Origin of the sequence: Thermanaeromonas sp. C210 (genome assembly GCF_013167955.1) — a bacterium.
GTDB lineage: Bacteria > Bacillota > DSM-521 > Neomoorellales > Neomoorellaceae > UBA12545.
Genome location: NZ_BLWF01000003.1, coordinates 569,643 through 592,863, shown reverse-complemented (window position 1 = coordinate 592,863; position 23,221 = coordinate 569,643). Strand labels below are relative to the sequence as shown.

The window sequence follows — 23,221 nt, the reverse complement described above, 5'->3', positions numbered from 1 at the left end:
AGAAGCAAAGATGATGCCCTTTACCTTGTGCCGCACCGCATTTTGCAGGAGGTTGAGCAGGCCGCGGATGTTGACCCGCGCGTCCTCTGCCGGGTCCGCCACCGAGCGGCGCACATCAATCTGGGCCGCATGGTGGTTGACAACTTCTATTCCCTCTGTGGCAAAAACCGCCTCCAGCTCCGGCGAGCAAATGTCCAGACGGTAAAACCTGGCCGCCGGGTTGCGGTTCTCCTCCCTCCCGCCGCTCAGATCGTCTACCACGACCACCTCATGCCCTTCGTTTATAAGGGCATCCACCAGGTGGGAACCGATGAAACCGGCTCCCCCCGTCACCAAAACGCGCAAAGGTAAAGGCCTCCTTTCTCCTTAATTACTTTAACACGTGAAGGTTAACCCCTCAACACCCTGAGGCATCCCCACTTTTTAGCTAGCCGTGACTTAGCTCTCGCTCGCTCAGTGAGCCTCGCGGACCAAACTAGCGCTCAATTTTCGGGCTCCGGCGGGGTTCCCAGCTCATTCGGCTTCTGGGCCTCAGGAGCCGGCCTCCGCCGTCCGTGGCCTCGGGACCGCCTCCGTCCTCAATTCCGCTTCTTGAACCGCGGTTTCTCTCGTAGACCGGGCTATCCCTCAAACTAAAACTGCTGGGCGGGTTCTCCCGCCGGCCGGCCTCTTTGCTGGGAAAGGTGGGATGCCGTCCTGCCAAGGGCAATGAGCTGCTCCACCAGCAGATCGGGATCCTTGAAATTCTTACCGCCGAGGTTGAAGTTGGTCGGGTAGCGAGCCAGGTCCCTAAGGAGCCGGACCTCCCGCGGCTCCAGGTGGTACTTCATCATGATCACCCTATCGTCCCCCAGATAGGCAAGCCACCTCCGCAGCAGTTCGTAGTCTTCCCTCCCCATCTCCAGTTTGGCCCCGACCCTTCCGGTCTTTAGGCCACCTTCTACCCGGTCCGGGGCTTTATCTCCACCACAAGGGATACCCGCCTTCGGCGCCTCCCTTATCTCTTCCAGCCGTGAAACCACCTCCACCATGGCCCTCCTATTGGTAGCCATGACGAAGAGGGTTTCCAGAGGCAAAACTGCGGCCTGCAGGCCCTCGAACATTTCCTTCCCCACTTCCCCGCTCCGGTATAGGGGCAGGAGCCTCCGCCGCCTTCCCTTGAGCGGCTCAATGCGCGCGCCCCTGCCCAGGGACTGGAGGATGAACTTGCGGGCCTCCCGGCCGCCGATGTTTATGTAGCAAATGACGTTGGGACGGTTGGAATCCCACCCTTCGTAGAAGCTGCGCGAGCCCATGAGGATATTGATACCCGAGTCTTCCTTATGGAGGGCGGCGAAATAACTTTCGTCGGCCAGAACTTCCTGCACCTCATAGCCCGCGAGTTTCTCCCGGAGCCAGCCGGCCACCTCCCCGATCTTGATCAGGGCGAAAGGGCCCTCCCCGGTCTTCAACTTAAAGGCCAGTTCATGCTTATCGGACGGCCTCCTTAACACTTCCATCTCCCCGGCGCCCCGGGCGTTATAAACATACCGCAGGAGGTCTTCCTGCGTTATGCCCTTAAGGACCCCCTCCCTTATGGTGAGCCTTTCGTCCTCCTCGAACATGTAGGGGGGATCCTCCTTCAGCTCTTTCCACAGCTCCTCCTTGGCTTCCTCCAGGACCTCCCCCCTCACCTGCCCCCGCCCGATGCGCGCCAGCTCTCGGAAAAAGAGCTCCAGGTCGGAGTCCCTTACGTTTACGGAATTGGTCAGCACCAGCATCAGGGGATTATGATACAGTCCGGGTCGGAAGTGGCTTATCCCCGCATAAAACTTCTTAACATAAGTTAGTAGAAGCAAAGACTGCAGAACAATTTTCTGCTTTTCTCCGCCGGTATAATCCTCCCCCTCCCGGAAGCCCCGCACTTCCCGCCGCAGCAAGAAAAGGTGTTTGCCGTAGCCCCGCCGGATGAACTTCTCCAGGTTGAAATTGTAAACAGTAGTGGCCACATCCCTTATATCCGTGAAAGTGGCCGAGAAATTGAAGAGGAACCCGTTCCTGGACAAGATAGAATAAATGTGCTGCCTTTTGGAATCTTCCCGGTCCCCCTTATGGGCCTCGTCCAGGAAGATATACCACCGACCTCCGTTGTCGTAGTTGCGAAAATCAACGATCTTTTCCTTTTGCTCGTCGCTCAGATTATCCGACCGGTAGTAAAAGACCGTGCCTTCGGGGAGCGACCCGTTCCGCTTCATATCCGGATAATCCCGCAACTCCTGCAGGTCTATCTTTATATCCCCCGTTTGGTTAAACTCCTCGACGCGGTCCCTTAGCTGCCTTATCAGATCCTCCCGGTGGGTGAGGATGAGAAAGTCGCCCGGCGGGACTTCGCGCCGCCGGATCAAGGTATGCAGGATCTCGATGAGCTTAATGAGAATCAGGGTCTTGCCGCTGCCCGTGGCCATCCAGAAGCCCATGCGGTTGATAAAGTGCTCGTAGGAGAGCCGCAGGCCGTCACCCCCCGCGCAGGGGTAGTATTCTGCCAGGAGCCTGGCCAGGGCCCTATTCTCGCGCCGCAAATGGATGCTCAGATCCGTGTCCGGGCCCCTGTCCCGGTACCAGCGGAAAAAGGCCTGCTTCCTCCGGCGGCTGGCCCCTTCCACCTCCTCCCCCTCCCCGTAATCCAAGGCCTCCTCAAAATACTTCCACAACACCTTCAGAGCGTTTTCCAGCGCCGCTTGCTGGTAGTCCCAGAGGTCCTTACCGGCCGAAAAACGCGTGAGCTCCAGGCCCTTCCAGCTCGCCGGCAGCTCTTCCAGCGGCAGGTCCTCAACCATCTCTCGCAAAAGCGTCCGGGGCATGGCCTCCCTCCCCCTCCGCTAAAGCTTATAAGGGCCGTCTTGTTTGCCCGCCCTTTTGGCCACCTTTCTCCCCCTGCCCGGCCCGGTCACCACCAGAGGAGGGGCTGTATTACCCGGTAGTCGGGCTCCTCCAGTTTTATCCTTTTTCCGCCCTCGAGCTCCACCACCCCCGGGGCCAGGCGCTTTATCCACCGGCCGTACAAATGGGACAGGGTCTCGGCCGCATCTACATCCTCGTAAAGCCTATCCCAATTTACCCGCACCTTGTTATTCTCGCCGTCTATATCCAGCGCCTCCAGCATCTTCAGGTCGCGCAGGAAGATGCCCGCAGCGTAGGGGTCCCGGCCGGGTCCGGTAAATAACTCCCCATCCTCATACCTCACCCGCCGGAGAACGTCCTCGTACTGTTCCAGCTCATAATACTTGAAGAAGCCGCCGCCCTGCCAGCCCACCTCCCGGGAAATGCCGCAGGGCTCGTGCTTCCCTCTGCCGGCCAGGACCTCCTTCATCCGGGGCAGGGCCTTGCCGTAAAAGATGTCTTCGGCCATCTCCACGAGAATCCACTTCCGTTTAAGTTTGTGGGCCGCGGCAGCCGTAGTGCCCGTGCCCCCGAAGAAATCCAGGACCAGGTCACCCTCCCGGGAAGAAGTTTCAATAATCCGCTTCAACAATTTTTCCGGCTTCTGGGTCAGGAAGTCGCCGGCCTTTTCCCTGCTGTAACTCATAATCATGATGGAATTGACCTCGTCATACTCACTGGCATTCCACACATCTTCCACCGGGTAAACCCCTTCCCGGGCCCCGCCGCGGCTTTCCGGCTTGTAAACGCGCCCGTCCCTGCCCCTCAAAACCACATGGAACTTATCCGCCTTGATGCCCAGTTTGCCCTCCACCGCCGCCAGATACTCCTTTTCTTCCTCCCCCGGCGGGAAGGTTTGATAGGGGATGCCCGCAGCTTCCTTGTTAAAAAAGCTCCGGGGGCCCTTGCCGTAAAGCCAGATGGTCTCGTGATTCCGCACGTATTTCTCTCCCGCCGTCTTAAACCCCGATACCCACCCCGTACGCCAGATTATCTCATTACCAAAGTTATCCGGGCCGAAAATCTCATCCAGAAGAAACCTGGTGCTCGCCGTCTCGTGAAAATCCACGTGCACATAAATACTGCCCGAATCTTTAAGGAAATCCCGGGCCAGCCGCAGCCTGTTTTCCATCATAGTCAGCCAGGAGGACCGGTTGAACCTGTCGGCATAGCCGAAGCTGTCCTTCCCGGTATTATAGGGCGGGTCGACATAGATCAGCTGCACGCGCTCCTTGAACTTATTCTTAAGGGTGTTCAAAGCCTGGTAGTTTTCGCTCCTTATGAGCCAGCCGTCCACCGCCCGGTCCAGGTCGTCAAAGAGCTGCACTATCTCCGGCTCCAAGTCCTTAAAATACTTGGTATCAACCGGAAGGTAACGGTACTTTTCCCGCAAAACCTCCCCGCGGGGGTTGACCTCCACGACTTCCCCGGGATCAAAACCGGCGTCCACGATGCCCAGCTGCTTCCATTCCTCCACCTGCTGCGCCAGGTTGCGGTGATTTAAAATGGCCTTGACCAGGTCCATGTTCCTGGCCGCGATGCGGTCCAGGGTGATCACCCACCCCGAATTTAACACCACCTTGGGCTTGTTCCATATTTTCACCAGCTCGTCTTCAAACTGGGCTATGAAGTCGATGATCTTGAAGGCTATACCCTTAAGGATTTGTAGCTGCCGGATCCGTTCTGCCGTCCACTCCCCTTCCTCGGCGAAGATGTACTGGTAGAGCCACAAATTGAACTGCTCCCGCAGGAACTCCCGGGCATTCTTATTGAGGAAATAATCCACTTCGCCCTGGCCCTCAAAAATCCGGAAGGCCTTCGCCAGGGCGTCCGCGGTTACCCTTACACCTTCCTTCCTCAAGGACCGCAAAATGGACGTAAGGTCCGTTTTCCGGCCCCGCTCGGAATAAAGCACCCGGAAGACGACGGTGCCGTCCTCCCTTTGTCCCCTAGGCTCAAAGACGAGCCTTCTCTTCTCGTTGGCCTTCTTGTGTTCGAGAACAGAGGCATCGAAAAAAAACCTAACCCCGTCTACCTCCACCTCCATGCTGCGAAAGAGCCTGTCGGTCTTTATGTAATAGAGCATGTGAGTCTTCCAAAAGAGCATCACGTCTTTATCATCGGTATAAACCTTCTCGTATACCTTCTGGTGGAGGGGAGTGTAGCGGAAATAAATAGAGCCGCCCTCGGAAAAGTAGCGGCGGAAAAAAGAGTAAAGCTTATCGAAAAGCTCCTCCCGGAACTGGGGAAAAGCCTCCAGGGCCTTCTCGATGTCCCTCCGGAGCCGGGGGAGGACACCTTTAGTAAAGTACTTCCCCTTAACCCGCATCAAATTCACATAACCGGACTCTCCTTCCACCTCGGCCCCTACAAAGAGCTTTTGGAGAGCCTCGTAAAACAGGCGTTCCTTAGCACCGACCTCCTCCCTTTGACCCGTACCCATAGGCCTCCTTCCTTCAAGGCCTCTGCCCTGTTAGGGGCTGTCCCCCTGCCTCTTCAAAGCAAAAAGGCCGGCCACGGGGCGCGAAGCCTTAAGCAACTCCCTTCCCGGGTGCGGCCGGCCCCCTCCAGGCCGGAAACCGGGCGGGGAGGTATTAAAGGGACCCTCCCCCGGCCCGCTCGGCTTCCACCATGGTCCGCGAAACTTCCTGGGCCCGGCGGTACACACTTCCCACATCCACGGTGATTACCTCTCCCCGGCGCACGACCACCCTGCCGTTAACGATGGTCGTATCCACCAGGCTGCTGTTGCCGCAGCACACCAGGGCCACTACGGGGTCGTGGCAGCCGGCGAAGGCCACATCCTCCAGATTAATAAGCACCACATCGGCTGCCTTGCCCTCCTCCAGGGAGCCGGTATCCGTCCGGCCCAGGACTTCTGCTCCCCCGCGGGTGGCCAGCTTGAGCACCTGGTAGGCCGAGAAGCCCTCCTCACCGTACCGGAGGTGATTTAAAAGATAACTCCTCCTCATTTCCTCCCACATATTAGAGCCGTCGTTGCTGGCGCTGCCGTCTACGGCCAGGCCCAGCTTAACACCTGCCCGGTACAGCTCGCTCGTGCGGCAGATGCCGCTGGCCAACTTCATATTAGAAGAGGGACAGTGGGCAACCCCGCTTCCCGCCAACCTCTCCACCTCGCGGTCGTTTAAGTGGATGGCGTGGGCAAACCACACATCGGGCCCCAGCCAGCCCAGGTCTTCCATGAGCTCCACCGGACGCCGGTTATAGCGCTCCAGGCAGTACCTTTCCTCATCCATCGTCTCGGCCAGGTGGGTGTGGAGCATAACTCCCTTTTCCCGGGCCAAATCCCTGGCCTGGCGCATAAGATCAAGGCTTACCGAAAAGGGGGAACACGGCGCCAGGGCCACCCGGACCATAGCATACGGACGGGGATCGTGATAAGTTTCTATCAGCCGCGCCGAATCCTCCAGGATGGTATCCGGCTCCTGGACCACCTCGTCCGGCGGCAGTCCTCCCTGACTGCGGCCCAGGGACATGGACCCCCTGGTGGCATGAAAACGTATCCCGATCGCCCGAGCCGCCTCTATTTCCCTATCTATAAATTCGTTCCCCTGCCCGGCGGGGAACACATAATGGTGGTCGGCCGTCATAGTACACCCGGTGCGGAGGAGCTCACTGAACCCCACCAGGGCACCGTAATATACCCCCTCCGGAGTCAGGTGCCGCCAGAACTGATAAAGCTTCTGCAGCCATCCGAAGAGCGGCAGCCCCTGGACCTCCGGCAGGCCCCGGAAAAGGGACTGATACAAATGATGGTGGGTATTAACCAGCCCCGGGATGGCTATCATGCCCCGGCCCGAGATCACCTCGGCGCCCGGCGGCGGTTCCAGACCCTGCCCCAGGGCCCTGATCTCGGGTCCTTCAATAATAATATCACAGTCGCGCAGAATTTCATCCCGGTCATTGCAAGTTACCACATAGCTCACGTTTTTCAACAGCAGCGGTCGCATGAAGCTACTTCTCCCCTTTACTGGCCGCAAGTTCCCTGGCTATTCGTACACCGGAACTCGTACCTATGCGGTTGGCTCCCGCCCGGACCATGTCCAGGGCGGTGGCCAGATTCCTGATTCCACCCGAAGCCTTCACCCCCGCCCGGCTGCCCACCGTCCGGCGCAGAAGGTTTACGTCGGCGGCGGTGGCTCCGCCCCCGCCGAAGCCAGTGGAGGTCTTCACGAAATCGGCCCCTGCCCCAACCGCCACGAGGGCCCCCAGGATCTTCTCCCTATCCTCCAGAAGGGACGTTTCCAGGATTACCTTCAGCACCCTTCCCTCGCCGGCCGCCTCCCGGACCCGGGCAATGTCCTCCCACACCCTCCGCAGGTCCCGTCCCTTGAGGGCGCCCACATTCAACACCATGTCGAGTTCGGCTGCTCCCCCGGCCACTGCTTCCACGGCTTCCGTGACCTTGGCCAGGGTCGTGGTGGTCCCGTGGGGAAAGCCGATAACCGTACACACCCTGACCGGCGACCCCTCCAGCAGGCTGGATGCCAGCTTTACCCAGCAGGGCGAGACACATACGCTGTAGAAGCCGAGGGTCAGAGCCTCTTCGCACAACCGCCGGATATCGGTGGCCGTAGTTTCAGGCTTCAGCGCCGTATGATCGATGAGGCGGAGCAGGTCCGGCCCCTGCCCGGCGGGCGGCGGGCCTTCTTCCGGAGGAGAAGAAGGCCACGACACTCCGGGCAGGGCTTCCTCCAGTTCCTTCACCACCTGGCGGTACAGCTCGCCGAAGTATTCCTCCCTCACTTTATCACCCTTCCCCAAACTAGGACGTACCGGACTTCCGGCGCTGCTCATAGGTATAAATGGCCTCCAGCACTACCTGTATCTCCTTCTCCCAGCCCTCTACCAGCCGCTCGTTTTCCTTTTCATATATCACTTCCCCGGTTACCAGGTTGCCCGATATGGCGCAGATGCTGGCGGCCTTGCACCGACGTACATGGGCCACGGTAAAGATGGCCGAACTCTCCATCTCCACGTTGGTAATCCCCAGACGGGCCAGCTTTTCGATCCATTCCTGGGTTTCGCCGTAGAAGCTGTCATCGGAGGCACAAATGCCCACATGCAGCCCGTAGTGCAACTCGGGTTGCAGCCGGCGGGCGGTTTCTATCAGCACGCTGGTAAACTCCATATCGGGAACGGCCGGGAAAACATCGGGGACGTAGAAGCGCGAGGTACCCTCGTTTTTCATGGCCCCGCAGGCAATAACGAGGTCCCCTATGGCCATGCCCGGCTGCAGGGCGGCCGAGCTCCCGATTCGGATGAACACTTCCGCCCCCACATTGGCCAGCTCTTCCACCGCGATGGCCGCCGAGGGGCACCCGATGCCCGTGGAAGTTACACTCACCTTAATGCCTTTATAAGAGCCGGTGAAAGTACGGTATTCCCGGTTGTGGGCGATGAGCTGGGGGTTATCCAGGTACTTGGCCACCCGGTCGCTGCGGGCAGGGTCCCCGGGTAAGAGCACGTACTTCCCCACATCCCCGGGCTTCACCCGCAGGTGATACTGGATTTTTCCCAGAGTTACTTCAGCCTTGTTAACCGTAGACATAAATTACATCCTCCTCAACCCAGGTCTTGTTGGATCCTCCAGAGCAGGGGTTTCCGGCAGGCCGCCCTCAAAGGGCTTACCCCGCATCCTCACAGTTCGCTCCGCACGTAGGCCTTTCCGGCATGGGCGGGTCCCCTCACCCGCTTGGACACGAAGGCCAGAACCAGCAGCGTGGCCAGATAAGGTATGGCCTCTACGAACTGTGCCGGCACCTGCCAGCCCTGGGCATTGATCTGCCACGCCATCACATAACCGAAAAACAGCGAAGCCAGCAGGGCGCCGAAAGGCGTCCAACGACCGAAAATCATGGCCGCCAGGGCTATAAAGCCCCGGCCGGCGGTCATGTTTTTGGTGAACACGTTCAGCATCCCTACGGAGAGGAAGGAGCCGGCCAGCCCGGCCAGAGCACAGCCCACTATGACACTGCCGTACATATAGCCGACCACGGGAAGGCCCAGGGACTGGGCCGCATAGGGATTCTCTCCCACCGACCGCAGGCGCAGGCCCATCTTCGTGTGGTACAGCAAGACGTGCCCCGCCACCACCAGAAGCAGCCCTACGATGGTCAAATAGCTCATATTCTCCAGGATAGGCCCCACCACCGGGACCTCGGCCCAGGGCCCGCCGAGGGAGCCTATCTTAGGGCAGGACGGCGACTGGCCCTTGTTGCCGAAGAGAAACTGGAGCAGGAACACCGTGGCGCTGGTACTCAAAATATTGATGGCCACCCCGCTAACCACGTGGTCGGCCTTAAAGCCCACGCAGATACCCGCATGGAGGAGGCCAAGACACGCGCCGACGACCAGGGCCGCCGCCACACCCAGCCAGGCCGATTGGGTGAAATAAGAAGTCACGGCCGCCACAAAGGCCCCGGCCAGCATAATGCCGTCCAGGCCCACGTTGATTACCCCGACCCGTTCACAAAACAGGCCCCCCAGGGCCCCGATAAAGAGGGGCGTGGCTATGGCCAGGGTTGCCTGGAGAATACCGACCGACACAAAATCACCCATTATCCCTCACCCCTTTTCAGGAGGGTGCTCAGCCGGTTTTTAATAAAGGCCTGGGCGGCCACAAAAACAATGATTATAGCCTGGAGCATCATCCCCAGTTCCCGGGGCACATCAACCTGTAGGGACATGGAAGAACTCCCCGCCTCCAAAGCCCCGAACAAAATGGCCGCCGGCAGGATGCCCAAGGGGTGATTTTGCCCCAGGAGGGCCACCGCGATGGCCGTAAACCCGTAGCCCGGGGAAAAGGCGTGGATAAACCTCTGATATACGCCCAAGATCCTCTCCGCTCCCATGAGCCCCCCGATGGCGCCGCTGGCCAGTATGGCGGCCATCACCACCCTCGTGCTGCGGATGCCGGCATACCTGGCCGCCCGCCGGTTTAAACCGGTCACCCTCAAGTCATAACCCCAGGGAGTATAAAACAGGAAAATCCACAAAAGGAAGGCCATTATAACTCCCAGGATAAAGCCCGCGTTCAGCTTGGAGGGTGGCAACAGGGGCCACAACACGGCTGTCGGCGCCACCTTAAAGGTCTGGGCCACCACCCCGGGCTCGTGAAAGACGTGCACCGTGAGATAACCCGTCGCGGCATAGGCCACGTAATTGAGCATGACCGTAGAGATGACCTCGTGTACCCCGGCCCTCACCTTAAGCAACCCGGGGATGAGGGCCATCAGCAGCCCCCCGGCCGCGGCGCCGGCCAGGGCCGCCGCCACATGTAGCCCGGCGGGCAGGCCCGGCAAACTGAAGCCGATGATGGCCGCCACCATGCCTCCCAGGTACATCTGGCCCTCCAGGCCGATGTTGAACAATCCCGCCTGGGCGGCTATGGCGAAACCCAGGCCGCCGAAGATATAGGGCGTGGCCCTCTGCAGGGTGTCGGCCCACGCCGGTACGTCGCCGAAGGCCCCTTTAAACATGGCGCCGTAGGCGGCCAGGGGATTTTGCCCTATGGCGCCTATTATACCTGCGCCCACGGCCAGGGCGGCTGCCACCGCCAGCAGCGAAGATAAAACTTCGACCCCCAGGGTCCGCTTCATCCTGTCCACTGGGCTTCACCCTCCCTTTGGTGGGGTGAAAAACCGGCCATCATGAGGCCGATTTCTTCTCGCGTAAAATCCGAGGGACGGCCGGTAGCCATGAACCTTCCCCGGTAGAGGACGGCGATCCGGTCGGAAAGGGACAGCACCTCTTCCAGCTCGTTGGACACCAGGAGGATGGCCGCCCCCTGCCGCCGACGCTCCAGAAGCATCTCATAGATGAATTCAATGGCGCCCACATCAACACCCCGGGTAGGCTGGACGGCGATAATCAAGCGGGGAGAAGAATAAAGCTCCCTGCCGATTATAAGCTTCTGCTGGTTGCCCCCCGAGAGCTGCGTAATAGGGGCCTCCAGGGAGGGCACCTTCACCTTAAAGGCCTTGACTATCTCCTCCGCCGTAGATGCGATCTTGCCGGGCGAGAAGAAGGGCCCGCGGCACACCCGGGGCCGGTGGTGCAGGCCGAGGATGGAATTGGCCTTAACGCTGAATTCCCTCACCAGCCCCTCCCGCAGCCGGTCCCCGGGAATACAGCTTATCCCCATTTCCCGCATGGCGGCCGGTCCTAAATGGGCAATACTGCGCCCCAGAAACCGGACCTCTCCTCCCACTACCGGCCGCAAACCCATAATGCCCTCCACCAGGGCCTCCTGGCCGTTTCCCGCCACGCCCACGATGCCCAGAACCTCTCCGGCCCTGATGCTGAAGGACACGCCCTCCAAAGCCTGGTCGTCGTCCACCCCCGGAACCCGCAGGCCCTCTACCGCCAGGACTTCCTCTCCCAGCCGGGCGGGCTCCTTGTCCACCTCCAGGACCACCTCGCGGCCTACCATGGCCCGGGCCAGGGTCCTCTCGTCTACCTGGCTCACGGGCCAGGATCCCACCGTCTTCCCGTCCCTTATAACCGTAACCTCATCCGCCACGGCCATAACTTCTGCCAGTTTATGGGTGATAAAGATGACCGTCCGGCCGTCCTCCTTAAACTCGCGCAGAATATCGAACAAGCGCTCCGTTTCCCCGGGGGTCAGCACCGCCGTGGGCTCGTCCAGAATGATCAACCGGGCCCCCCGGTAGAGGACCTTCAAGATCTCGATCCTCTGCTGCACACCTACCGGGAGGGTGCTTACCTCGGCGGACAGGTCCAGGTCGAAACCGTAACGGGAGCACAACCCTTCCACTATCTCCATGCTCCGCGCGTAGCTCAGCCAGCCTCCCCGACCCGGTTCGGCCCCTAGAATAACGTTCTCCAGTACCGTCAAGGCCTCGGCCAGCATGAAATGCTGGTGGACCATACCGATGCCCTTGGCCAGGGCGTGCTGGGGAGAGCGGAAGGAAACCCGCTCCCCCCACACGTAAATCTCGCCCGCGTCCGGCTGGTGAAGGCCAAAAAGGCATTTTACCAGCGTCGACTTCCCGGCGCCGTTCTCTCCCACCAAAGCATGGATGGTACCCGCCTTGACTTTAAGGTCTATGCCGTCGTTGGCCTTTACACTTCCGAAGTATTTTTTCAAGCCCTGTATTACCAGAGCGTACTCCTGCACGGTCCTTCACCATCCGGTAACCCATGCTCACTGGGCAGACTGCAGCACGTCTACAACCTCAATGGTGCCGTCGATAATGCCCTGCTTGAGCTCTTCCAGCTTCCGGAGCTTCTCAGGGCCGATGAGGTCCTTGGTATACTTCATTTCGCTCACACCAATGCCGCCGTTGGCCACCCCGTAGACCTTCTCGCCGCCCTGGAAGTTGCCCTCGGCCGCCTCTTTAATGGTGTTGTAGACCGCCACATCCACCCTCTTCATCATAGAGGTAAGGACCAGGCCCTCGGCCATATAGTCCTGATCGGAATTGCACCCGATGGCGTATTTCTTGGCCTCCTTAGCCGCTTCGAAGAGGCCCGCTCCCGACCCTCCGGCCGCGTGGTAAATGATGTCCACCCCCTGATTGTACATAGCCAGGGCGATGCTCTTGGCCTTCGCGGGGTCGTTAAAGGCGCTGAAGTCCGAGCCTATGGGCTGGACTATTACTTCTACCTTGGGGTTGACATACTTGGCGCCTTGTTCGTAAGCCGCGGTAAACCGGTTCAAGAAGGGTATATCCATGGCCGGAATGGCCCCTACTTTGTTGGTCTCCGTCATCATGCCGGCCAGGGCCCCGACGAGGAAAGAACCCTCGTGCTCCTTAAAGACCAGCGAGGCCACATTGGGCTGGTCCACCGTAGCGTCCACAATGGCGAACTTCGTATCGGGAAATTCGGCCGCCACCTTGGCCATGGGCTCGGCCATATCAAAGCCCACGCCGATTACCAGATCGTTGCCGGCTCGGGCCAGGTCCCTCAGCAGGCCCTCCGTGGAAGCTAGATCGGGCGGCTCTACCACCTTCAGCTGGATGTTCAACTCGGCCTCAGCCTTCTTAGCACCTTCATAGGCCAGGTCGTTAAAGGACTTGTCGCCCAGCCCGGCCACCCCGGTCAACAGGCCCACCTTAAGGGGCTGACCCTCGCCTGCCGCCGGGGAACCGGATTCCCCGCTGGCGCCCTGCCCGTTGCCGCCACAGGAGGCGAGAACGAACATCATGAGCGCCACCAGGAGGATAGTCCCAACCTTCTTAAACATGAGCCTTCAACCTCCAATTCTAAGTTGTACAGCTTGAAAAAACCTTCATCCCCAACACGTCCGGCCTAACGGTCTTCCCCTCTGGGCATCACCACCTTTCCCACCGCCGGGGCCCGGCCGCCAAAGGGCGGTCAGGTCATGTAAGCCGCTATGCGGCACAGGGTGAAGCGTACAAAGTGGTCCAGGTAGTACTCGGTATTGTACATGACCGGGTACCCCTCGGACGCATACACCACCACATCCAGCCTTAAGATAGGCGTGCCCGGCCCCACCTGCAGGGCTTCGGCCAGCCGTCCCTCGGCCACCGCCGGTATGATTTCCACTACATCGTGGGTAAGATAACAGTTGCAGAGGCGTTCCACCAGAGGGAAAACGGCCTTGGCCAGATCCGGGATATCAAAATCGAAGCGACTAAAACGCCTCCTGGGAACGCGGTCGACACAAAAGGCCGCCGGCTTCCCGTCCGCCAGGAAGCGCTTTTCCACCACCAGCACCTCTTCTCCCGGCTCTATCTCCAGTTTGGCCGCTTCCGGCGGTGCGGCCGGCTGCCACCGGCCTTTCACCCGGTCCGTGGATGCCCGGTACCCGTTTTCCTCGATGAACTTACCGATCTCCCGGGCCGAATCGATCCGGCCCGTCAGCCGCCGGGCAAAACGATTGACCAGGGTGCCCCGTCCCTGAACCCGGGCGATAACCCCTTCCCGTTCCAGCACCGCCAGGGCCTCCCTCACGGTCAGCCGGCTGATGCCCAGGCGGGCCGCCAGCTCATCCTCCGCCGGCAGCCGCCCGGCCTCCTCGATTTCCGCCGATGCGATCATCTCGCGCAGGATCTCCAGGGCCTCCTGCACCGCTGTCAACTTTTTCACCCTGCGGGGGTTCACCACATTGCTCATAGGCACAGATCCTCAGAGGATTAGATTATTTGACTACTTATTTCGACACTCTTCGCCAAATTCCTCCCGAGAAAAGGCGATTAATTTTTGGCAAGGCAATAAAAAACCCCTGCCCTTGGAGGGTACAGGAGTTCACGAGAAGGCGCTTTATGCTGTTTGGATAAGGGACTTGCACAGCCTCTTGCTGGAAAGTAAGGGAGTGGTGTTTCTCTCTGGCTCTGCAGCATGCACGATGTAGGCGAGGAGGGCGGCCCTACTAGCTTGCGGCCACCTTTAGTTCATGCTATGCCGACGCCACGCCCGTCACGGACACTTAATCATATCCTGGGCCCACAGGCAGTCGGCACAAGAAGGGGAATTGCCCCAACAGTCTTCGTTGGCCGCCGGGTAATCGCAGGTGTAGGCCAGCTCGCAGTCCACACAGGAGGGAAACCGGAACAGCCTCACCCTTCCGCGGAACCGCACATATTCCTCGGAGGTCCAGATGGCGTAGAGGTCCTGCTGCCGGAGATTGCCGAAGGAGTACTTCTTCACTTCCTTCCGTCGGCCGAAGACATAGCAGGAGTAGGAATGGGACAGAGCATAGCAGGGCACCACGTCGCCCTCCCAGGTAACTACGGCGGAGTAAGAATCTATAAAGCGGCAGTGGCGGGAGGCGCCCCACACCATCCGCGGGAGCTTCGCCGTTCCCCAGGTGAACCACTTCGCGGCCGCCGCTTCCCATACGGTCGAGGCTATGTCCGCCGGTTCCTCCGGCGAAAATCCCCCGGCTTGGCGCACCTGGCGGACATGGGCGCAGGAGTAGAGGATCTCTTCCTTAAGCCCCTCGCTGTAAGGAAGGAGGTTAGTTACCAGCAGGGCCATAGCCCCCCAGCGCGCGGCCAGCGCCGGGAGCTCTTTGAGTTCCTCCAGGTTGCTCCTCATGGCCACGAACTCTACCACCAGCCGGGGATAGGGGCTCCCATGCCGTTCCTTGGCCCTGTTCAGGGCCCGGATGCCTTCTTCCAACTGCGCCAGGGAGCCGCCCCGCAGGGAAGCATAACCCTCTTCCCGGGAACTGTCGCAGGAAACTATTACTTCCTCTACTCCCCGCCTCACCAGCTCCGGCGCCAGGGCGGACAGGTACCGGCCATTGGTGGAAATCTTTATCCTCAAGCCGGCCCTTCGGGCCAGACTTACCATGTCCGGCAGCCGGGGGTGGAGAAGGGGTTCCCCGAAACCGCCGAAGCAGAGCCATTCCCACCGGGGGAACCGGGGCACCTCCTCCATGAGGGCCCGGAACAGCTCGAAACCCAAATCACCCTCGGATTCCCCCCAGGTGCGCCGCACGCACATGATGCAGCCCGCATCACACCGGTTCGTAGCTTCTACGTAAAGGCGCCGGAGATCGGGCAGGGCCCGGTATATTATGCTGGCGCCTTCGATCTCTTCCCGGACCCCCGGCCGCGGGTTCAAAACAGCACCTCCATTTCTTGATGAGCACCCTCTTAGGCTATCCCCCGGCTACCGGGGGGAACACCCCGATTTCATCCTTGTCCTGCAACACGTAATCTTCCTCTACCCTGCGGCCGTTGATAAAGGCCTGCTTTATTTCTCCCGGGGGTATCCGCAGTATTTCATACAATTGGGCCAAAGTGGTACCCCGCTCGACTTCCATGGTAAAGGAGCGCGACTCCCCTCCGGCAGGGCTGTATTTGCTCAAAGTGGCATACAGGCGTACGTCAACCTTCAACGTGCTCACCGCCTCTTCCCTCCCACATGCTAAAAGGGGCGGGACCGCCCCGAGCAGCCCCGCCCGCTCCCTTTCTCCGGCGACACTGGCCGCGGCCCGTATCCCTACATCTCCCCGAACACCTTATCCAGTTCCTCATCGGGTACGTCGTAGACACTGTTATGGGGAGGCAGGGGCTCGTAGCGCATGAACTCCGGCGGGCGGTCATGGGCCTTGCCCAGGCCCGCGGCTTCGTTAAAGCTCCGCTCCTGTTTGAGGATGTCTTTACCCACCCTTACCACATCCTCGGTGGTCCATGCGGTGCCCAGCACTCCGTTTACCGTTTCCACCATGCCTTCCATCCCGGTGGGAATATCCAGGAGAGCAAAGGTGGTGAACAGGCAGTAGCCCGAGCTGTCTATAAAGGCGGTAGTGGCCTGGAAGTCCCGGGACATCTCGGCCTTGCCCACCGGGGACAGCGGGTCCGCCTTGCCCCCTACGGATAGAATCTCCGGCGCTATGGTGTAGCCCGCGGTGTGGTCCGCGCCCATGGTGGAGGTCATATAGGTTATGCCGATTCCTTTGACCGCCCGGGGCTCATAGGCCGGCATGCCCTGGCCCTTTACGGCGGGAACGCGGGTAACGCCGAAGGCCCGACCGGTAAAGGCGGCGCCGTGGCCTATTATGTACCCCAGGGGAGTACCCTTAGCGCATTCCTTCAGGAGGTTTATGGCCCCCTGGGCATCTCCGAACTTTATGAGCCCGGCCTCCATGGCCACCCCCAGGGTGACCCCGGCTTCAATGGTGTCCAGGCCGGTATCGTTGCAGATCCATATCAGTTCCGCTACGGCGTCTATATCATCTATCCCGCAGTTGGCCCCCAGGGCCCATACCGACTCGTATTCCAGGCAAGACACGTGCTCTGAGCCGTCCGGCCGGGCCCATATATTGCTGCACTGGATGATGCAGCCCGGGTGGCAGGCGTGCCCAGTGGCGCCCTGGCCTTTCCTCCGGGAGATGATCTCCGCTATCGTCTCGCCGGCAATCTTGCCTGCTCCTTCAAATCTGCCGGCGCTGAAATTGCGCGTGGGAAGTCCGCCGGCTTCATTCAAAACATTGATAAGGGCGGCCGTGCCGTAAGCATTGAGGGTACCGCCCGGTTTGGTGACTCCGTGTTCCCTCAAGGCCTCCACCAGCTTGCGCTGGCCCGCCTTGAAAAGGTCCGGATCGGCCACCTGGACCCCCGGTGCCCCGGAGGAGTCTATGACTATACCCTTCAGGCCCTTGGCACCCATTACTGCCCCCAGTCCCCCGCGGCCGGCATAGCGGCTGGGACGGTCGTCCTTATCGTTGAAGCATACACCGGCCATGGAAAGAAACCTCTCCCCCGCGGGACCGGTGACCGCGAAATCCACGTCTCCGTACCTCTCTTTTACGCGCCGGGCGAAATCGTAAAGCCCCAGGCCCACCAGATCCCCCGCCGGCTCCAGGCTGCCGCCGTCCTTGTTTAGCCGTAAAAGGAAGAACTGGCCCTTCTCCCGCGGCCGGCCTTCTACTATGATGGCTTTGACGCCCATCTTGGCCAGGCTCTGGGCCGCCGGCGTTCCGGCGTTGGCCTCCTTAATACCGCCGGTTAAGGGTGACTTTCCTCCCACCGATATGCGGCCCGAGGACGGGGCGGAGGTGCCCGTTACTATGCCGGGGGCGAAGACCACCTTATTGTTAGGCCCCAGGGGATGGCACGTAGCCGGCACTTCGTCGTAAACTATACGGGAGGTGAGCGCCCGTCCGCCGAGAGTACGGTACTTGGCCGGTACTTCCTCGAATTTTACGGTGCCCTCGGTCATGTTGACCCGGACGATGTAGGCCATGTTGTTCACAACCCCCACTTTCTTCCGTATTAAACAAACTTTAAAAAATTTAAGATCTCGCCGTCTCTCCCCTCCTGTCTGCGCTGGCCTATCCCCACTTTGGAGGCAAAGCCTGCTTGGCTTTCGCTCGCTTATGGCTTCCCTCGCGGGCCCAACTAGCACTAAAGCCTTAAAGCTTTAAGCGGGCTTCCCGGCAAATTCGACCCCCTGTCTCCGTTGCCGGCCGCAAGGCTCCTGCGGCCTCGCGAAGTTTGGCAGCCGCTTGGGTTTAGTTGCTCCTTTTAAGCCAAGGCAGGCCTCTCCCAGGCCACTATCACCCCCTCCTTTCCAGCTCTTCCCGGGCGGGAGCCTATCCCTCTTCCCTTTCTGGTCTGGTTAGCAAAAGGGTGGACAATTTGGCAAAAGTGTAAGACTCATATGGATATATTCGCTACAAAAAGTAAAAATCCTTCTGAAACTATGTCCATAAATCCGAATCCCCAAAGGCCGAGGCGGTGAAGGTTAAACCTCCACCGCTCCCTTTAAAGGCTCAATCTATTCCCCTTATTTGCTGGCGCTTCTCTTCCAGGACCTTCTCGTACTGGGATGCAAGCTGGTCCCGGAGGCGGAGCCATTCTTCCTGGAATTCCGGCATGTGTTCCACGTTGATGCCGGTGCGGCCGCCCATGGGCAGGTTCATGGCCCGGGCGCCCTGGGCCACCTTGACGGCAAAGTCCTCCTTCAAATTGAGGTAGGCCTGTTCCAGGGACCGGGCGTAATATTGGAAGAGCATTTCTATCTCCTTGAACACTTGCTTCAGCAGACTCCTGTTCTTCTTTATCTGGAGCAGGCCGTCCATGCACCGGCGGTTGGTGTTCATGGTGTCCCCGTCCCGGGGCAGGCGGAGGTTGTTTAAAAAGGTTTCCTCTAACCCCTTCAAGACATGCGGCCTTACCTCCGGCTGGATCTTGAGGAGTTCCTCTTTCAAGTTAAGCTCCTGGTCGCTTAAGAAACGCGCCCCCAGCACCTTGCCCTGGGATAAGTTCTCGATCTCTAAAAGCTTTTCCGGGTCCACTTTTACGGCCGCCGCCCTTTCGAGGGCGATCTCCAGGGCGGTCTTAATTCTATCCACGGGAAGCCACCTCCTAACCCTTTATATTATAGCCCTTCCGGCCGGGCTGTACCAAGATCCCAGTTCCTTAGCCACCCCTTGCCGGGGTACTTACGCGCCCGGGCCAGTCTTGCCCGGTCCGGCAGCATGCCCGCCTTCCTTTTCCGGCGTCCCACCTTCCCCGCCACCGGCGGTCTTCGCTACCGCAGACTGCTGGCCCCGGGCTTCTTTGGCCCTCTTGCGGCGGTTTTTAAAAAAGCCCAGGATCCCCAGAAACACCACGATGAGCGCTCCGGCCAGGGCCGAGGCGAAAATAACAATAACCAGCGATACCCCGGGGAAGGTCCACATCAAAAAGTGGATGTCCACCGGGACGGCGTTCTGCACCGCGAACACCGCTATCAACAAAACAAAAACCAGGGCCAGCACACCCCAAAGCTGCATGAAATACTACCCCCGTTCGCGTCTGTTTGTGAGCCTAAGACCGTCCCGGGGAGCGGAACGCCTCCCCCCTGGCCCCAAAAACCTTACAGAATCCCAACCGGCTTCCACCCTTGGGTAAGAATAATGGGGATTTTCGACACCAAGGTTGTTTTTTCCTGCTCCACTCCACCGGAAATCGCCCTCGGTTCCCGGCCCGTAAGGCCCCGGCAGGTCACCCCGGGCGGGCCGGGCAGGGCCGCGCCCTGCAACAGTACCCATCAAGAAGCAAGGGCCCGGGATTTCCTCCCCGGGCCCTCCGATACACCGGTTCTAATCTTCCGCAGCTATTATTACGGCGCGGCCTGTTCCCAAGCACTCCTGCGCCTCTGAAAAGAGCTCTTCCGGTGAAGGAGGGGGTTCCGGCTCCTTTCGGCCGGCGCTGCGGGCTATGAGCCTTAACGCGAGCCACCGCTGCTGCATGCGCTTGTGGAGGCGGGTTACGTACGCCGGCAGCTCTCTATCGATCCAGTCCTCCAGGTAATTACCCACGTAATCGCGGTCGGCGGCGGTGGGCATTTTATAAAAAGCGGCCTTTGCCGCCCGTACGCGGCCGCCGGTGTAAGGCAGCCACCACGGCCGGTAGGGCTCCTCACCGCTGTCGGCGCGTAAGTACCTTATATATTTTCCGGCCACCAGAAAGCTCAGGGCGGGCTTTATCCAAAAGCGCGCGGCTGCGCCCACGCGCAGGATACGGCCGTCTCCCCACAGAAGCAGCTTCCACTGGAGGGCCCGGGCCCGGCGCAGGTATGCCCTTCCCGCGGCGGACAGGACGCCCTGTAGCCGAAGGATCCCGGCCTCCTCAGGGGCTATGCCCCCTTCCACCGCTGCGCGAAAGCCCCGGAAATAGGCCTCTTCCTCATTCCGGTCCTGCACCCACTTGACGGCCTGCAGAACTTCTTCGGCCACCTCCGGCCACACGATATCCGGCCGGTCCCTCCAGCCGGGGCCCAGCTTAGCGGTAATTCTTTCAAGCTGTGATTTAACAGTACCCGGCTTAATACCAAGAGAAGCCGCTATCTCCCACCGTTTTAACCCGGCCCTGGCCAGCAGGGCTACCTGCAGTTCCAGCTCTGCCAGGGTAAGCCGGGCAACAACGAGTTTGCCCTCCCCTGCACACATTCCATTTACCACGCCTTTTCCTCGGGAAGGCTTAGCCCGTCTGCCTTAATTTCTTATCATTCTTGCCAGCCGACGGATGCAAAAAAGGGTACTTCGCCGTGGCGGGTATTCAGGTTCGGGAACTTCTATTTGTTCTCCCGCCAGCAGAAGTGCGGCATTTTGGCAACATAAACGCTCCGCCTCTTCTTCTCCGGCTATTCCGGCAACCTTGCTTTTAGCTTCCGTCAAGATAGGGGGTCTCCGGTGGGCAGAATGCCCATCTGACCCGACGAAATGTACCATTTTGGCCTTAACCATGGCTTCAGCCACCGCCTGCACCTTGCGGCCAAAAGCCCCGGTAAGGCTTCCAGCGTTTACTTGTACCAGCACTCCCTGCTGTATCCATTTAGCCAGTACGGTCAAATCTTCTCCTATTACGCGGTTCCGCTCAGGATGAGCCAGAACCGGAACTACATCCTTTAAGCGCAACTGAAAAAGCACTTCTTCTGTAAAAAGTGGAAGGTCATCGAAGGGAAGTTCTACCAGAAGATAGTTACTTTGGCCCCCAAAAAGGGGCACGTCCTGGATTTTCTCCGCTAGCTCGGGCTCTAGATAAACCTCACCCCCGGGATATACCCGTAAGGCAATCTTTTGTTCATCTAGTTTCCCTTGGAGTTCAGTTACCAGGTCTACCACCCGGCTTTTACCCGGCCAGTTTCCCGGCAAAAAATGAGGCGTGGCCACAACAGCCATGGTTTCCCCCTTACAGGCCGCCCTGGCCATCTTTAGGGCTTCCTCGTCGCTAGAAGCCCCATCATCCAGTCCGGGCAGAATATGTACATGTACATCAATCATTCCCGTAATAGTAGTAATAGTAGTGGTAATATCCACTGCCCTTGCGTTTAATTCCATTTAAGACAACTCCCAGAATCCTGGCGTTAACCCGCTCAAGCTGCTCTTTGGCCTCCCTCGCCATCTCTACCAGTGTCGTGCCGGCCTTAAGGACTAATACCACCCCGCTCACCTGCGGCGCCAGGAGCACAGCATCGGTAACCGCTATTACGGGCGGTGTATCCAGGATAACCATATCGTAACTTTGGCCCAGTTCCCCTAGCAGGCTGGCCATCCTGGCGGACCCTAAAAGTTCGGCTGGGTTGGGGGGGATGGGGCCTGTGGTAAGTAATTCCAACCCTTCCGGCTCAACCACGTTCACCAGTTCTTTAACCGCCTTACCTTCCACTAAAATATTGGTGAGGCCCCGGTGGTTCTTAAGGCTGAATATCTTGTGCTGGACCGGTTTCCGCATGTCGCAATCCACCAGCAGCACCTTATATCCTGCCTGAGCTAATGTTAAGGCAAAGTTAGCCGTCACCGTTGATTTGCCCTCTGAAGGGGCTGGACTGGTGAACAGTATGGATTTTAACGGCCGGTCTACCGAAGCATACTTTATGTTGGTTCTCAAGGTTCTAAAAGCCTCGGATACCGGCGACTTGGGTTGGGACCGGATAACAGGCGCCAAAACCTTTTGCTCCGTCGATACTGCCATGCCAGGATTTCCCCCATTTTAAGACTTAGTTTCGGAAGCCTCCACTTGGGGAATTTTGCCCAATACGGCAAGCCCCAGATACCTTTCTACGTCCTCCGGTGTCCGGATGGTATTATCGAAGTGTTCGGCTACAAATGCCAGAATTACGCCCACGATGAGGCCCAGCACCAGGGCTAGGGCCATATTCAACGACTTCTTAGGCTTAACAGGATCCGTAGGAGCCATAGCCTTAGAGGCTATCAAGAGGTCTGTCTCCCCTAAGTTAACCGACTTAGCAATCTTAGTCTCTACGATCTTTTCCGAAAGGATGTTATAGGCTTTCTTCAAGCTTTCTACCTCGGCCATCAACTTGTCTTCTTCCATCCGTTTCTGGGTTAACTCCATCTGGAGGTCCTTTACCCTTTTTTCCACCTGACCAATAAGGGAGTTCAAGCCCGCGGCTTGGGCTCTCTTTTCGGCCAGGGACGCTTTCTTATTGTTAATTTCCTGCTGCAGGGCGGTGTAAGCAGGATTGACCTCTTCGCGCTCTATGGGTACTGCTGTTTCCCCATTATCCTCAAGCACAGGTCGAACATCCTGGACCTTAATCTTAGGCGGAGTTTCAGCAAGCTGCACCTCTAGCTTGCTTATGGCGGCTTCTAGTTGAGCCGCTGCTATTTCCGCCGCATCTGCCTCCGTCTTGTACTTGGCCAAATTATCCAGGAGGGTGTTCATCTCATTGGTCAGGTATTCCACACTGCGCGGCTCTTGCTGGAACTTCTTAAGTTTCTCCATAGCCGCAGCCAAATCCTTGGAGGTAGCCGCTTGTTGCTCCTGGAGAAACTCAACGGATTTGGTCATCTGCTGCCTGGTATTTTCCGAAACGAACTTGGAGAATTCCTCGCATATGGCGTTGGCAATGTCTGCCGCAAGCTTACTATTGGTATTCTGCACACGAACCTCAATGAGATTAGTATCTTTAATAGCCTGCACCTTAACCATACCCGCCAGGCTGGATGGGCTGTAGAGGTTTTTGTCCAAGCCCAGCCGCTCAATAACCCGGCTAAAGACCACCTCGTTCTTAATCTGGCTTGCATAAGTATTCACGGTCATTTCCGGAAGGCGGGAAACCACCTGCATGGTACTCTCGAGGCTATCTTGACTGGGGGAAACAGAATGCCTCTCCTCCTCTTGGGTAACCAAAAGAAGGGCCCGCGCCTCATACACGGGCGGCAACACAAAAAAACTTAAAATGCCAGTCGTAGCTACTGCCAGCACCGTAACGGCGGCTACCAGCCACTTCCACTTGACCAAGATACCGAGGTATCGGCGCAGATCTATCTCTTCATAGTCAACCCATGCACCCTTTTCCTCGCCGTTCATGCTGTTCCTCCCCC

Annotated in this window: 20 protein-coding genes; all 20 read right to left on the bottom strand. The window is 59.0% G+C overall.

The window, feature by feature from the left end; translation table 11 throughout:
- A partial coding sequence (locus TAMC210_RS10285) for an NAD-dependent epimerase/dehydratase family protein (RefSeq protein WP_173298699.1) occupies positions 1-345 on the bottom strand: 345 nt, incomplete at its 3' end.
- A gap of 287 nt (positions 346-632) precedes the next feature.
- Positions 633-2,840 carry a DEAD/DEAH box helicase family protein gene (locus TAMC210_RS10280; protein ID WP_173298698.1) on the bottom strand — a complete coding sequence of 736 codons (2,208 nt, stop codon included), beginning with the start codon at positions 2,838-2,840 and terminating at the stop codon, positions 633-635.
- An 86-nt stretch (positions 2,841-2,926) separates the two neighbouring features.
- Positions 2,927-5,362, bottom strand: a complete 2,436-nt coding sequence (locus TAMC210_RS10275) for a DNA methyltransferase (protein ID WP_173298697.1) — start codon at positions 5,360-5,362, stop codon at positions 2,927-2,929.
- A gap of 151 nt (positions 5,363-5,513) precedes the next feature.
- The gene (locus TAMC210_RS10270; protein ID WP_173298696.1) at positions 5,514-6,890 is read right to left on the bottom strand and encodes an 8-oxoguanine deaminase; all 1,377 of its coding nucleotides are present in this window, start codon (positions 6,888-6,890) and stop codon (positions 5,514-5,516) included.
- Positions 6,891-6,894: 4 nt separating this feature from the next.
- Positions 6,895-7,737: a deoxyribose-phosphate aldolase gene (gene deoC / locus TAMC210_RS10265; protein WP_173298695.1), complete on the bottom strand. Its 843-nt coding sequence runs from the start codon at positions 7,735-7,737 to the stop codon at positions 6,895-6,897.
- A complete protein-coding gene (locus TAMC210_RS10260) occupies positions 7,706-8,491 on the bottom strand; it encodes a nucleoside phosphorylase (protein WP_173298694.1) in 786 nt (261 codons plus the stop codon). Before TAMC210_RS10260 ends, deoC begins: the two co-directional genes overlap by 32 nt.
- Positions 8,492-8,580: 89 nt before the next feature.
- Positions 8,581-9,501 (bottom strand): ABC transporter permease, encoded by a 921-nt coding sequence (locus tag TAMC210_RS10255; RefSeq protein WP_173298693.1) that lies wholly within the window; start codon positions 9,499-9,501, stop codon positions 8,581-8,583.
- Complete coding sequence (locus TAMC210_RS10250) at positions 9,501-10,541, bottom strand: ABC transporter permease (RefSeq protein ID WP_254388637.1); 1,041 nt, start codon at positions 10,539-10,541, stop codon at positions 9,501-9,503. Before TAMC210_RS10250 ends, TAMC210_RS10255 begins: the two co-directional genes overlap by 1 nt.
- Positions 10,538-12,082 (bottom strand): ABC transporter ATP-binding protein, encoded by a 1,545-nt coding sequence (locus TAMC210_RS10245; protein ID WP_173298691.1) that lies wholly within the window; start codon positions 12,080-12,082, stop codon positions 10,538-10,540. Before TAMC210_RS10245 ends, TAMC210_RS10250 begins: the two co-directional genes overlap by 4 nt.
- 27 nt (positions 12,083-12,109) lie before the next feature.
- Positions 12,110-13,153 carry a BMP family lipoprotein gene (locus TAMC210_RS10240; protein WP_173298690.1) on the bottom strand — a complete coding sequence of 348 codons (1,044 nt, stop codon included), beginning with the start codon at positions 13,151-13,153 and terminating at the stop codon, positions 12,110-12,112.
- Positions 13,154-13,284: 131 nt separating this feature from the next.
- Entirely contained in the window at positions 13,285-14,046 is a 762-nt protein-coding gene (locus tag TAMC210_RS10235; RefSeq protein WP_173298689.1) for a GntR family transcriptional regulator, read from the bottom strand.
- Between the two features lie 303 nt (positions 14,047-14,349).
- Positions 14,350-15,501, bottom strand: coding sequence for a tungsten cofactor oxidoreductase radical SAM maturase (locus tag TAMC210_RS10230; protein ID WP_173298688.1), 1,152 nt, complete (start codon positions 15,499-15,501; stop codon positions 14,350-14,352).
- Between the two features lie 37 nt (positions 15,502-15,538).
- Positions 15,539-15,787, bottom strand: a complete 249-nt coding sequence (locus TAMC210_RS10225; protein WP_173298687.1) for a MoaD/ThiS family protein — start codon at positions 15,785-15,787, stop codon at positions 15,539-15,541.
- Positions 15,788-15,882: 95 nt separating this feature from the next.
- Positions 15,883-17,628: an aldehyde ferredoxin oxidoreductase family protein gene (locus TAMC210_RS10220; RefSeq protein ID WP_173298686.1), complete on the bottom strand. Its 1,746-nt coding sequence runs from the start codon at positions 17,626-17,628 to the stop codon at positions 15,883-15,885.
- 529 nt (positions 17,629-18,157) lie between these two features.
- On the bottom strand, positions 18,158-18,739 hold the full coding sequence (locus tag TAMC210_RS10215; protein WP_173298685.1) for a hypothetical protein: 582 nt from the start codon (positions 18,737-18,739) through the stop codon (positions 18,158-18,160).
- Between the two features lie 90 nt (positions 18,740-18,829).
- The gene (locus TAMC210_RS10210; protein ID WP_173298684.1) at positions 18,830-19,162 is read right to left on the bottom strand and encodes a LapA family protein; all 333 of its coding nucleotides are present in this window, start codon (positions 19,160-19,162) and stop codon (positions 18,830-18,832) included.
- Between the two features lie 309 nt (positions 19,163-19,471).
- Positions 19,472-20,320 (bottom strand): helix-turn-helix domain-containing protein, encoded by an 849-nt coding sequence (locus TAMC210_RS10205; protein ID WP_173298683.1) that lies wholly within the window; start codon positions 20,318-20,320, stop codon positions 19,472-19,474.
- A 45-nt stretch (positions 20,321-20,365) separates the two neighbouring features.
- Entirely contained in the window at positions 20,366-21,211 is an 846-nt protein-coding gene (locus TAMC210_RS10200; protein ID WP_173298682.1) for a tyrosine-protein phosphatase, read from the bottom strand.
- Complete coding sequence (locus TAMC210_RS10195; protein ID WP_173298681.1) at positions 21,147-21,845, bottom strand: CpsD/CapB family tyrosine-protein kinase; 699 nt, start codon at positions 21,843-21,845, stop codon at positions 21,147-21,149. The genes TAMC210_RS10200 and TAMC210_RS10195 overlap by 65 nt, the downstream gene beginning before the upstream one ends.
- Before the next feature lie 18 nt (positions 21,846-21,863).
- On the bottom strand, positions 21,864-23,207 hold the full coding sequence (locus TAMC210_RS10190; protein ID WP_173298680.1) for a GumC family protein: 1,344 nt from the start codon (positions 23,205-23,207) through the stop codon (positions 21,864-21,866).
- Positions 23,208-23,221: the final 14 nt, after the last annotated feature.

Coding starts and splice junctions, on each gene's coding strand:
- TAMC210_RS10280 (WP_173298698.1), bottom strand. CDS start 2,840: ATGCCCCGGACGCTTTTGCGAGAGATGGTTGAGGACCTGCCGCTGGAA.
- TAMC210_RS10275 (WP_173298697.1), bottom strand. CDS start 5,362: ATGGGTACGGGTCAAAGGGAGGAGGTCGGTGCTAAGGAACGCCTGTTT.
- TAMC210_RS10270 (WP_173298696.1), bottom strand. CDS start 6,890: ATGCGACCGCTGCTGTTGAAAAACGTGAGCTATGTGGTAACTTGCAAT.
- deoC (WP_173298695.1), bottom strand. CDS start 7,737: ATGAGCAGCGCCGGAAGTCCGGTACGTCCTAGTTTGGGGAAGGGTGAT.
- TAMC210_RS10260 (WP_173298694.1), bottom strand. CDS start 8,491: ATGTCTACGGTTAACAAGGCTGAAGTAACTCTGGGAAAAATCCAGTAT.
- TAMC210_RS10255 (WP_173298693.1), bottom strand. CDS start 9,501: ATGGGTGATTTTGTGTCGGTCGGTATTCTCCAGGCAACCCTGGCCATA.
- TAMC210_RS10250 (WP_254388637.1), bottom strand. CDS start 10,541: ATGAAGCGGACCCTGGGGGTCGAAGTTTTATCTTCGCTGCTGGCGGTG.
- TAMC210_RS10240 (WP_173298690.1), bottom strand. CDS start 13,153: ATGTTTAAGAAGGTTGGGACTATCCTCCTGGTGGCGCTCATGATGTTC.
- TAMC210_RS10235 (WP_173298689.1), bottom strand. CDS start 14,046: ATGAGCAATGTGGTGAACCCCCGCAGGGTGAAAAAGTTGACAGCGGTG.
- TAMC210_RS10220 (WP_173298686.1), bottom strand. CDS start 17,628: ATGGCCTACATCGTCCGGGTCAACATGACCGAGGGCACCGTAAAATTC.
- TAMC210_RS10210 (WP_173298684.1), bottom strand. CDS start 19,162: ATGCAGCTTTGGGGTGTGCTGGCCCTGGTTTTTGTTTTGTTGATAGCG.
- TAMC210_RS10205 (WP_173298683.1), bottom strand. CDS start 20,320: ATGTGTGCAGGGGAGGGCAAACTCGTTGTTGCCCGGCTTACCCTGGCA.
- TAMC210_RS10200 (WP_173298682.1), bottom strand. CDS start 21,211: ATGGAATTAAACGCAAGGGCAGTGGATATTACCACTACTATTACTACT.
- TAMC210_RS10195 (WP_173298681.1), bottom strand. CDS start 21,845: ATGGCAGTATCGACGGAGCAAAAGGTTTTGGCGCCTGTTATCCGGTCC.
- TAMC210_RS10190 (WP_173298680.1), bottom strand. CDS start 23,207: ATGAACGGCGAGGAAAAGGGTGCATGGGTTGACTATGAAGAGATAGAT.